This window comes from Flavobacterium micromati (assembly GCF_900129585.1).
Taxonomy (GTDB): Bacteria; Bacteroidota; Bacteroidia; order Flavobacteriales; family Flavobacteriaceae; genus Flavobacterium; species Flavobacterium micromati.
Genome location: NZ_FQWF01000006.1, coordinates 71,663 through 86,240 on the forward strand (window position 1 = coordinate 71,663; position 14,578 = coordinate 86,240).

General features: G+C 34.2%; 12 protein-coding genes. 7 read left to right on the forward strand and 5 right to left on the reverse strand.

The window, feature by feature from the left end:
- The first annotated feature begins 27 nt into the window (after positions 1-27).
- From BUB42_RS07790 to BUB42_RS07805, 4 genes are read left to right on the forward strand one after another with little or no spacing between them, the layout of a single operon-like run.
- Positions 28-1,440, forward strand: coding sequence for a UDP-N-acetylmuramate--L-alanine ligase (locus BUB42_RS07790; RefSeq protein ID WP_073018905.1), 1,413 nt, complete (start codon positions 28-30; stop codon positions 1,438-1,440).
- Positions 1,441-1,474: 34 nt separating this feature from the next.
- The gene (gene radC / locus BUB42_RS07795; RefSeq protein WP_073018908.1) at positions 1,475-2,170 is read left to right on the forward strand and encodes a RadC family protein; all 696 of its coding nucleotides are present in this window, start codon (positions 1,475-1,477) and stop codon (positions 2,168-2,170) included.
- A 9-nt stretch (positions 2,171-2,179) separates the two neighbouring features.
- Positions 2,180-2,869, forward strand: a complete 690-nt coding sequence (locus BUB42_RS07800) for a YjjG family noncanonical pyrimidine nucleotidase (protein WP_073018910.1) — start codon at positions 2,180-2,182, stop codon at positions 2,867-2,869.
- 8 nt (positions 2,870-2,877) lie between these two features.
- Positions 2,878-3,708: a hypothetical protein gene (locus BUB42_RS07805; protein ID WP_244533902.1), complete on the forward strand. Its 831-nt coding sequence runs from the start codon at positions 2,878-2,880 to the stop codon at positions 3,706-3,708.
- A gap of 136 nt (positions 3,709-3,844) precedes the next feature.
- Here BUB42_RS07805 and BUB42_RS07810 read toward each other — a convergent pair whose 3' ends face one another.
- Positions 3,845-5,122, reverse strand: a complete 1,278-nt coding sequence (locus BUB42_RS07810; RefSeq protein ID WP_073018923.1) for a replication-associated recombination protein A — start codon at positions 5,120-5,122, stop codon at positions 3,845-3,847.
- A 283-nt stretch (positions 5,123-5,405) separates the two neighbouring features.
- On the opposite strand from BUB42_RS07810, the gene BUB42_RS07815 reads away from it, so the two are divergent.
- Positions 5,406-6,182, forward strand: a complete 777-nt coding sequence (locus BUB42_RS07815) for a rhomboid family intramembrane serine protease (protein ID WP_073018926.1) — start codon at positions 5,406-5,408, stop codon at positions 6,180-6,182.
- Between the two features lie 60 nt (positions 6,183-6,242).
- On the opposite strand, the gene rlmB is transcribed toward BUB42_RS07815, so the two are convergent.
- From rlmB to BUB42_RS07835, 4 genes are all read right to left on the reverse strand, one after another.
- Positions 6,243-6,977 (reverse strand): 23S rRNA (guanosine(2251)-2'-O)-methyltransferase RlmB, encoded by a 735-nt coding sequence (gene rlmB, locus BUB42_RS07820; protein ID WP_073018932.1) that lies wholly within the window; start codon positions 6,975-6,977, stop codon positions 6,243-6,245.
- Between the two features lie 62 nt (positions 6,978-7,039).
- Positions 7,040-8,488, reverse strand: a complete 1,449-nt coding sequence (locus BUB42_RS07825) for a SusD/RagB family nutrient-binding outer membrane lipoprotein (RefSeq protein WP_073018934.1) — start codon at positions 8,486-8,488, stop codon at positions 7,040-7,042.
- A gap of 13 nt (positions 8,489-8,501) precedes the next feature.
- The gene (locus BUB42_RS07830) at positions 8,502-11,582 is read right to left on the reverse strand and encodes a SusC/RagA family TonB-linked outer membrane protein (protein WP_073018936.1); all 3,081 of its coding nucleotides are present in this window, start codon (positions 11,580-11,582) and stop codon (positions 8,502-8,504) included.
- 84 nt (positions 11,583-11,666) lie between these two features.
- The gene (locus BUB42_RS07835; RefSeq protein WP_073018938.1) at positions 11,667-13,367 is read right to left on the reverse strand and encodes a BamA/TamA family outer membrane protein; all 1,701 of its coding nucleotides are present in this window, start codon (positions 13,365-13,367) and stop codon (positions 11,667-11,669) included.
- A gap of 271 nt (positions 13,368-13,638) precedes the next feature.
- On the opposite strand from BUB42_RS07835, the gene rpsL reads away from it, so the two are divergent.
- Together rpsL and rpsG are read left to right on the forward strand one after the other, a co-directional pair.
- On the forward strand, positions 13,639-14,022 hold the full coding sequence (gene rpsL, locus BUB42_RS07840) for a 30S ribosomal protein S12 (protein ID WP_007136570.1): 384 nt from the start codon (positions 13,639-13,641) through the stop codon (positions 14,020-14,022).
- 70 nt (positions 14,023-14,092) lie between these two features.
- Positions 14,093-14,569: a 30S ribosomal protein S7 gene (gene rpsG / locus BUB42_RS07845; RefSeq protein ID WP_073018940.1), complete on the forward strand. Its 477-nt coding sequence runs from the start codon at positions 14,093-14,095 to the stop codon at positions 14,567-14,569.
- Positions 14,570-14,578: the final 9 nt, after the last annotated feature.

Consider the following 14,578-nt stretch of genomic DNA (forward strand, 5'->3'; position numbering starts at 1 on the left):
AAAATTTAAACAATCTTAAATTACATTATGAATTCCAACATCAACGACAATGTAGTTGTTCCCCCTTCCGGGGTTAGGGGGCTTCGCCTTCATTTTATAGCAATAGGCGGCAGTGCCATGCATAATCTCGCGTTAGCATTGCACAATAAGGGATACCAAGTTACAGGAAGCGACGACGCTATTTTTGAACCATCAAAATCTAGGTTAGATAAAAAAGGAATTTTGCCAGCAGAATTAGGTTGGTTTCCAGAAAAAATAACAACTAATGTCAAAGCAGTTATTCTAGGAATGCATGCAAAAGCAGATAATCCAGAATTACTAAAAGCGCAGGAATTAGGAGTTACAATTTACTCATATCCTGAGTTCTTGTATGAACAGTCTAAAAATAAAACACGCGTGGTAATAGGAGGCTCTCATGGGAAAACTACGATTACATCGATGATTTTACACGTGATGCACTACCATGATATTGCTGTTGATTATATGGTTGGCGCGCAACTAGAAGGTTTTGATAATATGGTTCATCTTACTGAAACGAATGATTTCATTGTTTTAGAAGGAGATGAATATTTGTCTTCGCCCATCGATAGAAGACCAAAATTTCATTTATACCAACCTAATATTTCGTTAATTTCGGGTATTGCTTGGGATCATATTAATGTATTTCCAACGTACGAGAATTATGTAGAACAATTTGAAATTTTTATTGGCAAAATAACAAATGGTGGAATTCTGGTGTATAATGAAGATGATCCAGAAGTAAAACGTGTTGCTGAAGCCGCAACAAACCCAATCCGTAAAATTGCTTATCATACGCCCAAATATTCAGTTCAAGATGGAATAACATTGCTTGAAACTCCTGAAGGTGATATGCCTATTGAAGTTTTTGGAGCGCATAACTTAAATAATTTGGCTGGCGCCAAATGGATTTGTCAAAGTATGGGAGTCGATGAAGCTGATTTTTATCAAGCCATTGCTAGTTTTAAAGGTGCGTCCAAACGTCTAGAAAAAATAGCTGAAAGCAAAGAAAAAGTCGCCTACAAAGACTTTGCACATTCCCCTAGTAAAGTTGCAGCCACTACAAAAGCGGTAAAAGAACAGTATCCAAACCGCACTTTAATCGCTTGTTTAGAACTTCATACCTATAGTAGTTTAAATGCAGAATTCCTCAAAGAATACGAAGGTGCATTAGAATATGCTGATGTCGCAATTGTTTTTTATTCTCCAGATGCGGTAAAAATAAAACAATTAGAAGAAGTGACTTATGAGCAAATTGCTACTGCTTTTAATCGTAAAGACTTAATAATTTACACTAATCCGGTAGAATTTAAAGATTATTTGTTCAATCTGAACTTTGAAAATTCAGCTTTGTTGTTAATGAGTTCGGGAAATTATGGGGGTTTAAATTTTGATGAGGTAAAGGAATTGATGGTAAAGTAATGGTATTAATATGAACTAATTTAAAAGTAGCAATATGGCTGAAAATTCCTTTTTCCCTATTACCAATTGGTCCGAAGATGATAAACCGCGAGAAAAACTAATGCTAAAAGGCAAAAGTGTTTTGAGTGATGCGGAATTGATTGCAATTTTGATAGGTTCAGGAAGTAGGAATGAATCAGCCGTTGATTTGAGTAAGAGAATTCTCGCTAGTGTAGATCATAATTTGAACGCGTTAGGAAAAGTATCATTGTCTCAATTAATGCAGTTCAAGGGAATAGGAGAGGCCAAGGCCATTTCGATTATAGCTGCTTTAGAATTAGGAAGACGTCGAAGAGCAGAAGATATAGTTGAGCTCAAGAAAGTAACTTCAAGCAAAATTATTTTTGAAATCATGCAACCTATAATTGGTGAGTTGCCTCATGAAGAGTTTTGGATTATCTATTTGAATAATTCGAATAAAGTAATTTCAAAATCGCAACTGAGCAAAGGAGGAATAACGGGAACTTTGGTTGATGTTAGGCTTGTATTTAAAACGGCGCTAGAATTGGGTGCAACTGGATTAATTCTATGTCATAATCACCCATCAGGAGCTTTAATTCCAAGTGACGCCGACAAACAAATAACACGTAAATTAAAATTAGCTGGGGAAAGTTTAGAGATAAAAGTTTTAGATCATGTGATCATAACTGAAACTAATTATTACAGCTTTGTAGATGAAGGAATATTTTAAATAAAGAAAATGAAACATACACACATAACAGACGTGTTTTTTGACTTAGATCATACGTTATGGGATTTTGACAAAAATTCGGGATTGACTTTTGAACTAATATTTAAAAGGAAACTTCCGACTATAAAAGTGCAACAGTTCATTGAAAAATTCGTTCCAATAAATCAGGCCTGTTGGAAATTATATCAACACGATGAAATTACACATGAGGAATTGCGTTATAATCGCTTGAAACATTCCTTTGATGCAATTAAATATTCTATCTCAGATCAAGAAATTGAAGATATTGCAAACGAGTACATTCATTTTTTACCCGAAAACAATCATCTTTTTGATGGTGCAATTGAGTTGTTAGAGTATTTAAAACCCAATTATAAGTTACATATTATCACTAATGGTTTCGCAGAAGTGCAGTTTAAAAAAATTACTAATGCTCAGATTGGATCTTATTTCCATACAATTACTAACTCTGAACTGGCTGGCGTAAAAAAACCAAATCCAATAATATTTAATTATGCTGTAGATTTGGCTAGAGCCAAAAAAGAAAATAGCATTATGATTGGCGATAGTTTAGATGCAGATGTTCAAGGAGCTTTAGATGCTGGTTTAAAAGCTATTTTTTTTAATGAAAGTAATATTCCAGTAGAGCCGCATATCAAACAAATTAACCATTTATTAGAACTCAAAAATTATTTATAAAATATGAAATGAGTATTACCTGGCTTTGGTCTTCTCCAAAGAAGGTATGCGAATTTGATATTCCAATAAAAACCAAATATTATCAAAATATGAAAAAATTAATTCTAGCATTACTCGTGTTTACAAGCAGTTATAATTACGCTCAATCAGTAAATGATTATAAGGCGGTTATAATTCCTTTACAGTACAAATTTTTGAAAAGTGAAAATCAATATCGTTTGAATACGGCTACCAAATTTAATCTCACCAAAGCCGGTTTTGTTTCTTTTTATAAAAATGAAAATTTAACTGCTGATTACAGCGATCGCTGTAGTTTACTTTACGCCGATGTAGAAAAAGAAGGTGGTTTTTTAATCACAAAACTATATCTTACTCTGAAAGATTGTAATGACAAAGTAATTTTCAAATCCATTGTTGGAAAAAGCAAGGAGAAGGATTTCCAACTTGCATACATGGAAGCTTTAAACCAAGCATTTCAATCAGTTTATGCTTTGCGATATAAATACAGCGGGGTTAGTGCGAAAAGTGAATCAATGGTAATACAACAAAAGGTTGTTAACTCAGTTGCTACAACACAATTCCAAAATACGGTTCAAACCTCTAATGTGGATTTAAAAGATTCAAACTTACTTTATGCTCAAGCCACACCTACTGGTTTTCAATTGATCGACAGCACGCCAAAAGTAGTTATGAAATTGATGAAAACCTCCCAGCCTAATTCTTTTATTGCAATAAGGGATTCAGTTCAAGGGTCGCTAATTTTAAAGGATAATCATTGGTATTTTGAATATTATCAAAACGACGAATTGATTTCGGAAAAAGTTGCAGTAAAATTTTAGTCGATTTTCGAATATTTAGAATAATGCTTTCAGTACAATGTTCAAAGATTTTTCTTTTGACTTATTTAAAAAAAAGCAAAATGCTACTTTTTGGATTTTAAAAACGCATATCAGTTAGCAAAAATTATTGCATCATTTAATATCCATATTTATCTTTCCAACGATTTTTTAGAAATTCGCGAATGCTGTTTTCTCTTGAATTATTTCCAGGAATATAGATTGGTTTTTTACTGATGGTTTCAGGTAAAAATTCCTGTTCTGCAAAATTGTTCGAGTAATCATGCGAATATTTGTATTCCTCGCCATAACCTAATTCCTTCATTAATTTAGTTGGTGCGTTTCGCAAATGGATAGGAACGGGCAAATCGCCAGTTTGTTTTACTAATTGCTGCGCTGTTCTAATAGCTAAATAAGACGCATTACTTTTAGCTGATGTTGCTAAATAAACCGCACATTGACTCAAAATAATTCGGCTTTCTGGATAGCCAATAGTACTAACTGCCTGAAACGTATTATTGGCCATGATAAATGCAGTTGGATTTGCATTTCCTATATCTTCACTGCTAAGAATTAGCATTCTTCTAGCTATAAATTTTACATCTTCACCGCCTTCAATCATTCTGGCTAGCCAATACACGGCGCCGTTTGGATCGCTACCGCGAATAGATTTTATAAAAGCGGAAACAATGTCATAATGTTGCTCGCCCGTTTTGTCATATAAAACAGTATTTTGCTGTACTAAAGCAAAAACGCGATCGTTTGTTATAATTATTTCGTCTTCATTGGATGCATTTATGACGAGTTCAAAAATATTGAGTAGTTTGCGTCCATCTCCGCCGGAAAGTCTCAGTAGGGCTTCTGTTTCGTTTAATTTTATGTTTTTAGTAGATAAGTAAGTATCCGTGGTCATTGCTCGTTGTAGTAATGATTCGAGATCATTTTTAGTAAAAGCATTCAAAACATAAACCTGGCAGCGAGATAGTAGTGCAGGAATCACTTCAAAACTGGGGTTTTCTGTTGTTGCCCCTATTAATGTAATCCATCCTTTTTCAACTGCAGCTAGAAGCGAATCTTGTTGCGATTTACTAAAACGATGAATCTCATCAATAAACAAAATGGGATTTTTGGTCGTAAATAAACCGCCGCTTTGCTTTGCCTTGTCGATAACCTCTCGAATATCTTTCACACCTGAATTTATAGCGCTCAAAATGTAAAAAGGACGTTTTGATTCTTGAGCAAGGATTTGAGCTAAAGTTGTTTTCCCAGTTCCAGGCGGTCCCCATAAAATCAAGGAAGGGATTATTCCTTTTGCAATTTGCTGTGTGAGTGAGCCTTCAGGTCCTACTAAATGGGACTGACTTATATAATCTTCGAGTTTTTGTGGACGGATCCTTTCGGCAAGTGGTGCTTCCATTGGTAAAAAGCTTAAAAATTATATTATTTGATTGTTGTCTGAAATCTAGGTACAGACTTTGCGAAATTAAACAATCTAAATTTAAATTATTCTTTATTTTTTCGGTTGCTGCCAAAGCCTCATAAAAGATTCACGATTAATTTTGAGAATATTAATTTGTGATATATTTTGGAAAGCTGGGTAATCCTTTTTGTTTAACTTTCACACTAATATGACAAATAAGCATCATTTTAATTTTGGTTGAGTTTTTGAGTAATTATTAACTTATGTATTCAAATCAATAATGGACAACGATTTTAAATTCACTAATGCTGTAATTACACTACCGCTGTTTTCTATCATAATCATTTGGTTTGTGTTCTGGTTGGAAATTAAATTTGGTTTTGATTTTGTTCAAAACGGTATTTATCCTCGAACTTTGTCCGGTCTGCAAGGCATATTGTTTAGTCCTTTCATCCATGCAGATTTAGAACACTTATATAATAATTCACTTCCGCTTTTTGCATTGTTAGCAGCTTTACAATTTTTTTACCGTAAACAATCAATAAAAGTTTTGTTCTTTGGAATAGCGCTTTCTGGTGCAATAACATGGCTTATTGCAAGGGATAGTTATCACATTGGTGCAAGCGGACTAATTTACGTTTTGTTTAGTTTTATCTTTTTTAAAGGAATTCAAACAAAACATATTCGGCTTGCGGCTCTTTCTCTTACTGTAATTGTCGTTTATGGCGGACTAGTTTGGTACATCTTTCCAACTCCCGCTGTGCTTGGCAAAAATTCTATTTCGTGGGAAGGCCATTTGTCAGGATTGTTGACAGGTTTTATTTTGACTTTAGTCTTACAAACCAAAGAATTTAAAAGAATACCAAAATATGAATGGGAGCAGCCGAACTATAATCCACAAGATGATAAATTCATGCAGCGTTTTGATCAAGAAGGAAACTTTACTAATTTACCAATAAAAGAGGAGCTGCCTATTTTAACTTATTACTCATCAGACGTTGCTGTGAGCTATACAATTATTCCGAACGAAAAAAACGAATTAATACCGGAGTCCTAATTCGTTTTTTAATCTGAAATCAATCCCGAGACTTCGGGACGCTAAGCAGCAATTTTAATCTTAATTTCTTTGTCTCACTGCTTCGTATAAAAATGCGCCGCATGCAACAGAAACATTTAGTGATCCTATGGTTCCAAACATTGGTAGTTTAGCTTTTTCATCGACAATCTTTAAAACCGAAGGGTTCACACCGCGATCTTCTGACCCCATAATAATTGCTACAGGTTCATTTAGTGAAATATCGTATATGTTTTTATCTGTTTTTTCGGTTGCTGCAACAGTTTTGATTCCGCTGGCCTGCAAAAGGAAAATAGCATCTTTAATATGTTCTACCTTACAAATGGGAATATTAAACACCGCTCCAGCAGATGTTTTTACTGTGTCTCCATTTACTGGTGCTGAACCAGCTTTTTGGACTATAATACCGTTTACTCCAGTGCATTCTGCAGTTCTAATTATTGCTCCAAAATTTCGTGCATCAGAGATTTGATCTAAAATTAAAAACAATGGTTTTTTTCCATTTTCAATAACAGATTCTATTAAAGTTTCCAAATCGAAGAAAGATATAGGGGAAATAGTCGCAACTGCACCTTGATGGTTATTGGGAGTCAATCTATTTAATTTTTCTACTGGAACATAAGAGAAATTGATGTTTCCTCTTTTCATCACTTTCATTAAGTCTTTCATAAGTTCGCTACTCGCTTCCTTTTGAATGTAAACTTTATCTACTGTTGCTCCCGCTTGTATAGCTTCAATTATTGCTCTAATCCCAAAAATTTGATGTTCTTTTTCCATGTGGCAAAGATATAAAAAAAAACCACCAGCAATGCTGATGGTTTTTATTAGTTAAGATTTTATTACAAATCCCACCATACTTTATTACTTAATGAAACATACGGTAATGGAATACCAGGGCCCGCTTGCAGTGATGCATTATTAACATTAATCTCAATTTGAGGATATGATAATCTTACAGGGATAGCATTAGTGGTTCTGTTATTAACAGAGGGAGTTAGTGCTGGGAAACCTGTTCTTCTCCAATCGACAAATGATTCATATGCTCCTTGGTACATAGTGATCCATTTTTGTTCCATAATTCTCTGTAACGTATTGTTATAAGTTACAAGGGGATTAGCTAGGTATGCTACTGTCGATGTTGCTAAACCAAGTGATGTTAAATCTTGAGTAATCGCATTATTATAATTTAATGTAGCGTTAGTTACATCAGAAGCTCTAAAATAAATTTCTGCTTTAATAAAATTTACTTCAGCAGCACTTATAAAAATAACTGGTGAATCTGTAGAAGCGTAAGCGGATCCAGTTCTTGAAAATAAACTTTCACCTGCGTCATCAGTATCATCACCTGGAATATTTCCCAAAACTTGCCCTGCAAGAGTTCCATTTACAATAGGTTTGAAATATACAGCAATTCTTGGATCTGCCAATGATTTCATCTTGTCAACAATGGTATTCGCAACTGCATTATCTCTTCTTCCAGAAAGTTCGTCAAATTGAAAGATTGGATTTGAGTTAGAAGCACTTGTTCCAAAGACTAATTTTGCATCATTTACAGAATTAGTAATCAAAGTTGGGTTTGTTTGTAAAAAAGTAAGTGCCGCTGCTGGTCTTCTTAAACTTAAATGGTTTAATAATCGTAATTTTAAAGAATTTCCAAAAGCTGCCCATTTTGTTGCAGACCCACCATAGACCACATCGGCTGTGCCAGGATTAGATCCTGCATTTGTCGTTACATTGGCAATACCTAAATCAACTCGTGCCAATAGATTATTGTATATATCCTCTTGCTTATCATAAGCAGGAGTCAAAATTGATGATAATTGTAAAGCGTCAGAATAAGGGATGTCTCCAAAAGTATCCGTTAATACACTAAAGGTGTACACTTGCAGCAATTGTGATATTCCTGTATACAGTCTATCATTGGTTGCAGTTGTGTTATTTTCGATAGTTTTTAAGTCGATTAACACATTGTACATGTTTGTCCATAATCCATCTGTAGAGGAAGGAGTAATATCGTAGCGAGCATATTCATTAGGTTGACCTCTATGACCTGCATAATACTGGACAATATTAGATGGCATACGTGTAGCTTCACCTCCAATGATGTACCCTAAGTTAACCTCAGAAGAGGTTAGTAATGTTGAATTAGGAACTGCAGTTGGAGCATTAGGATCAGTATTTATATCCAATTCACTTGTGCATGACGAGAGCAATAATATACTTGCAAAAACCCCAACAAAAAGATTTTTGGTGTTTATTATTCCGTCATAAATTTTTATTTTTTTCATCTTTCTTTTATTTTTAAAATTGAACTCTTAGATTAAAACCAATTGTTCTAGTTGTAGGAAAAGCAAATCTCGAAACACCCTGAGCATTACCAGTTCCAAAAGAACTTGATTCTGGATCAATGTGAGGTACTTTCGTCCATAACGCTAAATTACGACCATATAGACTTACGTCTAAAGCCTTTATACTACTATTGTTTAATTTAAATGTGTATCCAATAGAAGCTTCACGCAATTTTACCCAGTTATTTTCGTAAACGTACTCTTCGTTAGGATATGCGCTACCGTACCATACTCCATCGCGTTTAAGAACTACATCATTTGGATTTCCAGTTGTTTGATTAACACCAGGAAAAGTGTAATCATCTTCTCTGCTTGCAGTTTTTGCACTTACTCCATAAAAATCTAACAATTCTTCAGTTCCACTATAAATCGATCCACCTTGTCTTGTATCAAATTGAGCAGAAATATAAAGATTTTTATAAGTAAAAGTATTAGTTAATCCACCCGTCCAGTCTGGCTCAACATAACCTAGGTTTTTACCATCTTCAAAAAGAGGGTATCCATCATTATCAGTTAATATTTGTCCACTGTCGTTTCTAGCATAACCAGATCCAATAATGCTTCCGTAACGTTCGCCTTGTACAGCAAAGATTGCAGGATTTCCAGCAAATCCACCTAAGAATATTTTGTCAATACCAGGGAAAGTTTGGTCAACATTAGATTTTATTTTACTAAAGTTAACATTTATGTCCCACTTGAAATCTTTAGTTTGGATTGGCGTCCCACGTAAAGACAATTCTATACCTCTAGAATTTGTTTCACCACTGTTGATGATGGTTTGTTGAGCGCCAGTAGTTGGAGAAATGTCTAATGGAATGATTCCACCTGTATTGACATTTCTAAAAAAGGAAGCGTCTAATCCCAGTCTGTTTTTAAACATTTTTAATTCAACACCAATTTCATATTCTGTTGTAAATTCTGGTTTTAAATTAGCGTTTGCAATTGTATTGTTTACAGTATATCCAGGAAGACCATTAAATGGGAAAACTATCCCATCAGTAAATCCATCTGCAAATTGACCCAACTGAAATGTTTGTTCTGTTAAGTAAACTCCTGCATCACGAGCGGTTTTTGATGCTCCAACGCGTAATTTACCGTAACTAAGCACATCTCCTTTTATATCTAATGCTTCTGAAAATATAAATGAAGCACTCGCCCCTGGATAGAAGAAACTTCTATTTTGTTGCGGAAGTGTTGAACTCCACTCATTTCTTCCAACGATATCTACGAATAAATAATTATTATAACTTAAGGTTAAATTCCCGAAAGCTCCTATTAGGTTTCGCTTACTTGTTGAATTGAAAGCAGGGTCAAAAGTTTGGATGTTATTGGTATTTTGAATGCCAGGTAAAACTAATTGAGATCCTGTTATAACACTTTGTCTAAATGTTCTTGTATTTATATCCTGTCCAATTAACAATGTCGCCTCAAATTTATCAGCAAACTTCTTATTGAACGTTGACGTTAAGGTTGAAGTAATTTCATTTCTTGTTACATCATCAAATGAAAGAAATCCATTTGGAGCACTTCCACTATTCTTATCTCTAAAAAATTTTCTATTGTCAACTAAATTATCATTACCCAATCGGTAGTTAACTTTCATCCAAGGAGCAACATCATAAGCTAAATTTACGCTCATTATATATCTTCTACTATCACTTATTGCAGAGTTTTTATTAACTGTCCAAAAAGGGTTGTCAAATGATCCGCCACGAGAGTTGATTTGGCGTCCGTCTGGTCTTTCAAATCCGTATCCTGACAAATTCCAAGATACAGGAGTATGGAATAAGGCAAAAATAGGGTTATTACCATCTTGACCTGTAAAAGGTAAGTCTCCATTAGAAATGTTATAAGAGAAATTAACTCCAGCGCTAAACTTATCACTGAACTTATAATTTCCATTAAAACGAGCATTAATTTTATCAAAACCTTGATTAGGTATGATTGACGTTTGTCTAGAATTTCCTAATGAAACAAACATGCTATACTTATCTGAAGAATTAGACAATGATATATTGTTATTGTTTGTAAATCCAGTATTTAAGAAATCTTTTCTTGGATTAAATGCTTTTAATTGGATAGGTTGTGGACCTAAACCTCGAGCTGCTCCAGCTCCAGCGCTGTTTACAGTTTGTCCTGTGATGCGTGGTCCAAAAGAACGCGATCCTCCTTCAGCATAAGTTACACCATTATTACCTTGTGCAAATTCTGTTTGATAGTCAGGTAATACTAAAGCCTCGTCAACTGCAACTTGGCTAGTAAATTCGATAACTGGTACTCCATTGCTATTTTTTCCCGTTTTGGTAGTTATTAAAACCACACCATTAGAACCTCTATTCCCGTAAAGAACCGCTCCAGCAGAACCTTTAAGAACCGTTACGGATTCAATATCGTTTGGATTAATATCCGAAGCTCTGTTTGGACTTGCAAAACCTGCAACCGTATCACCATTTCCATCATTTGAATTAGAAATTGGAACACCATCAATAACGTAAAGTGGCTCATTAGAGTTAGTAAGTGACTTATTTCCACCTCTAATAACTAATCTACTTGCTTGCCCTGGGGCTCCGCCAGAGGCAATTACTTGCACACCTGCAACTTTTCCTCCAAGTGCATTTACAAAATTCTGATTTCCACCTTTAGTTATGTCGTCACTTCCAACAACAGAAGTAGCGTAACCTAAAGCTCTTTCTTGTTTTTTGATTCCCAAAGCTGTTACTACAACAACTTCAAGTTCATTAGCGTCATCTTTAAGCTTTACATTAACAATAGCTGATGTAGCAGCTACTTCTTGTGTTTTCATCCCAATATAACTAAATAATAAGATTTGATTGGGAGATGCTTTAATGGAAAATTTTCCATCAAAATCTGTTTGTGCTCCAGACTGAGTTCCTTTGATTAAAACGCTTACCCCAGGGAGAGGTAATCCCGCATTATCCGAAACAGTTCCTGAAACGGTTCTTTCCTGCGCAAACGTAATTTGCGCCACTAATGCTATCAATAGCATTAAGAAGCCATTTAATTTTAATTTCATTTTATTATATTTTGAATTAGTTCTACAAACTTCTTAATAATTTGTTAACATTCCTAATATAAATATTGGTATTTCTGTGCAATATCAAAATTTAACATTATAGCTAATATGCACAATTGTATTTGAAAATTGGAACGGCTGATTTTTAGCTCGACCATTTGCGACCGATAGTTTAAACAATCCATTAAAGGTTTGTAATCCTAATCCCATGCCAAATCCAAACAAATTTTCTGTCACGTCAGCCGCGTCTAAAAATGGTTTATTTTTAAATATACTGTAATCCAAGATAGTATGAGTGTAAAGTGTAGGAGCAATCACATAACGATACTCAGTTTGAACTGTTGAGGAGAAATAGGCTTCCAGACTATTTTCTGCAAAACCACGGATGCTATTTAAACCCCCAAAACGGAAAAGCTCATTTGTTAAATATCTGTCGCTTTGTAAATAATAATTTTGACTGTTGATATAGATAGAGTTTTTCTTATTTAAGTAAAAATTATGAATTGCTTGTAAATTTATTGTAAACTGTTTATCACTCGAATTTTCTGGCGCTTCGCTAATGGCTCTACTTCCCACTCCAGTCGTGATTTGAAATTTGGTTTCGACTGGGAAATTCGAATCAGATCTGTCGGGTTTAATGTATTCGAAACTAGAAGTAACAAAACTATTGTTGAAATCACTAATAGATGTTCCAACTGAATTTTGGATATCGCTCGATTCAGTAGCTTGATAGCCTAAATAAAAACGAGACGAGTAATTTATATAGTAACTTAAATCTATCGCTGTCTTAGTGTTTTGGAAAGTCGAGTCCTGTCTAAATATGTTTATTTGTGCTTTGAGACCTATTGGTGTTTTAAAAAGATAGGGAAGTTCAAAACTACCTTTAAATGTTTTTTGATCGTTGCCGTCACTTTTCCAATAAAGAGCAAGTTGCTCTCCAAAACTTAGAATATTATTTAATGTTACGTCAAGGTAACCAATTAAGTCAATTTTGTTGTTTTCATTATTTGCAAAGCCAAGAAAGCCGTCAAAGTTATTGGCATTGGTTTTTTCTAAATAAACGAAGACGGTGGTCGAGTCTTTAGTGAATAGAATTTCAGGAAATTTAATCTGATTTACAAACCTAAATTTTCCAAAATCTTCATGAATTTCTGTTACTGTTTTTTGATTGAATAATCTTTTCTGATATTTTCTATTTATTTGTTTTAAATGGCCTTTTGGAAATTTATTTTTACGCCCATCGTCAGAATATCGGATTGTTATTCCGTTGAGCAATCTTTGCTGAGTCAGTTCTACTTTTAAATCTGCATATAACGTGTGTTCGACTCTTTCAATATTTTCTAATTTTACATTAGCCAATGCAAAACCTTTTTCTTCTAGAGATTGAATGGTTTGATTTAAAAACGAATCTAATTTAGAATACAATATAATCACTATGTTATTTTTGGATTGAAGTGTTTTGTTTACAGAAAAATTTTCAGGAACAGTGATATGTATGAAATCGGTTTTTTCACCCAAGCTAAAAGTGCTGATGTAGCTACTGTCATTTAATTTTTCAGTTTTAGAGGCAATAATATCAATGTAACCTTTTTGAGATAGTGCTGCTGTCGCTTTATTTATTTCTTCGTTGATCGTTTTTAAGCTGTTGTGAGATCTCGTATATTGTAGGGAATCAATTTGCACAGTCTCTGCTGTCGTCTTACCAATAATTTTTAGTTTTAAATTTTGCGCAGCAGAGCCCCAGCAGATATTTAAGATTAAAATTATGCGTAGAAGTGATTTCAAATGATGTCTTTTTTTAACGGAATGGTTTGCAAATATCTATAGTTTGAGTGTAAAATCAAACTGTAAAATGATCTTGTTAAATTGTCATAAAAAAATGCAGTAGTTGAAATGCTTTTTTAATTAAGGACAATTCAGTAGATCTTTAAAGAACAAATATTTAGTTGATAAAAAAATTAGTCATTTAACGTTTGTCAAGTAAAAATTATTTTCTACATTTGCAACCCCGTAAAAAGCGGGAATTTAATATAATAAGAAATTTTTAGTATTAATTATGCCAACAATTCAACAATTAGTAAGAACAGGAAGAACTCAGATAACTAAGAAGAGTAAATCGGTTGCTTTAGATTCTTGTCCTCAAAGAAGAGGGGTTTGTACGCGTGTTTACACTACAACACCAAAAAAACCAAACTCTGCAATGCGTAAAGTAGCGCGTGTACGTTTGACAAATGGTAATGAAGTGAATGCTTACATCCCTGGTGAAGGACACAATCTACAAGAGCACTCGATAGTATTAGTTAGGGGTGGAAGGGTAAAAGATTTACCAGGAGTTAGATACCACATCGTTCGTGGTGCACTTGATACGTCAGGAGTAGCAGGAAGAACGCAAAGAAGATCTAAGTACGGAGCTAAACGCCCAAAAGAAGCAAAAAAGTAATTTAAAGTTTGCATCGTAGAGACGCGATTTATCGCGACTGTATAATTGTGAAATTTATTAAAAAAAAGACATGAGAAAAAGAGCGGCAAAGAAAAGACCACTTTTACCAGATCCAAGGTTTAATGACCAACTGGTAACACGTTTTGTGAACAACTTAATGTGGGATGGAAAAAAATCGACAGCGTTTAAAGTATTTTATGATGCTATTGACATCATTGAGTCTAAAAAACAAGATGCAGAAAAACCATCATTAGAAATATGGAAAGATGCTTTAACTAATGTTATGCCTCACGTAGAAGTACGTAGTCGTAGAGTAGGTGGAGCAACATTTCAAATTCCAATGCAAATTAGACCAGATAGAAAAATTTCTATGGCTATGAAGTGGTTGATTATGTATTCAAGAAGAAGAAATGAAAAGTCTATGGCTCAGCGTCTAGCATCAGAATGTTTAGCTGCGGCTAAAGAAGAAGGTGCTGCTGTAAAGAAAAGAATGGATACTCACAAAATGGCAGAAGCTAATAAAGCATTCTCTCACTTTAGATTTTAATTCTTAAGA

Excerpts from the sequence above, each read along its gene's own strand:
- BUB42_RS07790 (WP_073018905.1), top strand. The coding sequence starts at position 28 with ATGAATTCCAACATCAACGACAATGTAGTTGTTCCCCCTTCCGGGGTT.
- radC (WP_073018908.1), top strand. The coding sequence starts at position 1,475 with ATGGCTGAAAATTCCTTTTTCCCTATTACCAATTGGTCCGAAGATGAT.
- BUB42_RS07800 (WP_073018910.1), top strand. The coding sequence starts at position 2,180 with ATGAAACATACACACATAACAGACGTGTTTTTTGACTTAGATCATACG.
- BUB42_RS07805 (WP_244533902.1), top strand. The coding sequence starts at position 2,878 with ATGAGTATTACCTGGCTTTGGTCTTCTCCAAAGAAGGTATGCGAATTT.
- BUB42_RS07810 (WP_073018923.1), bottom strand. The coding sequence starts at position 5,122 with ATGGAAGCACCACTTGCCGAAAGGATCCGTCCACAAAAACTCGAAGAT.
- BUB42_RS07815 (WP_073018926.1), top strand. The coding sequence starts at position 5,406 with ATGGACAACGATTTTAAATTCACTAATGCTGTAATTACACTACCGCTG.
- rlmB (WP_073018932.1), bottom strand. The coding sequence starts at position 6,977 with ATGGAAAAAGAACATCAAATTTTTGGGATTAGAGCAATAATTGAAGCT.
- BUB42_RS07825 (WP_073018934.1), bottom strand. The coding sequence starts at position 8,488 with ATGAAAAAAATAAAAATTTATGACGGAATAATAAACACCAAAAATCTT.
- BUB42_RS07830 (WP_073018936.1), bottom strand. The coding sequence starts at position 11,582 with ATGAAATTAAAATTAAATGGCTTCTTAATGCTATTGATAGCATTAGTG.
- rpsL (WP_007136570.1), top strand. The coding sequence starts at position 13,639 with ATGCCAACAATTCAACAATTAGTAAGAACAGGAAGAACTCAGATAACT.
- rpsG (WP_073018940.1), top strand. The coding sequence starts at position 14,093 with ATGAGAAAAAGAGCGGCAAAGAAAAGACCACTTTTACCAGATCCAAGG.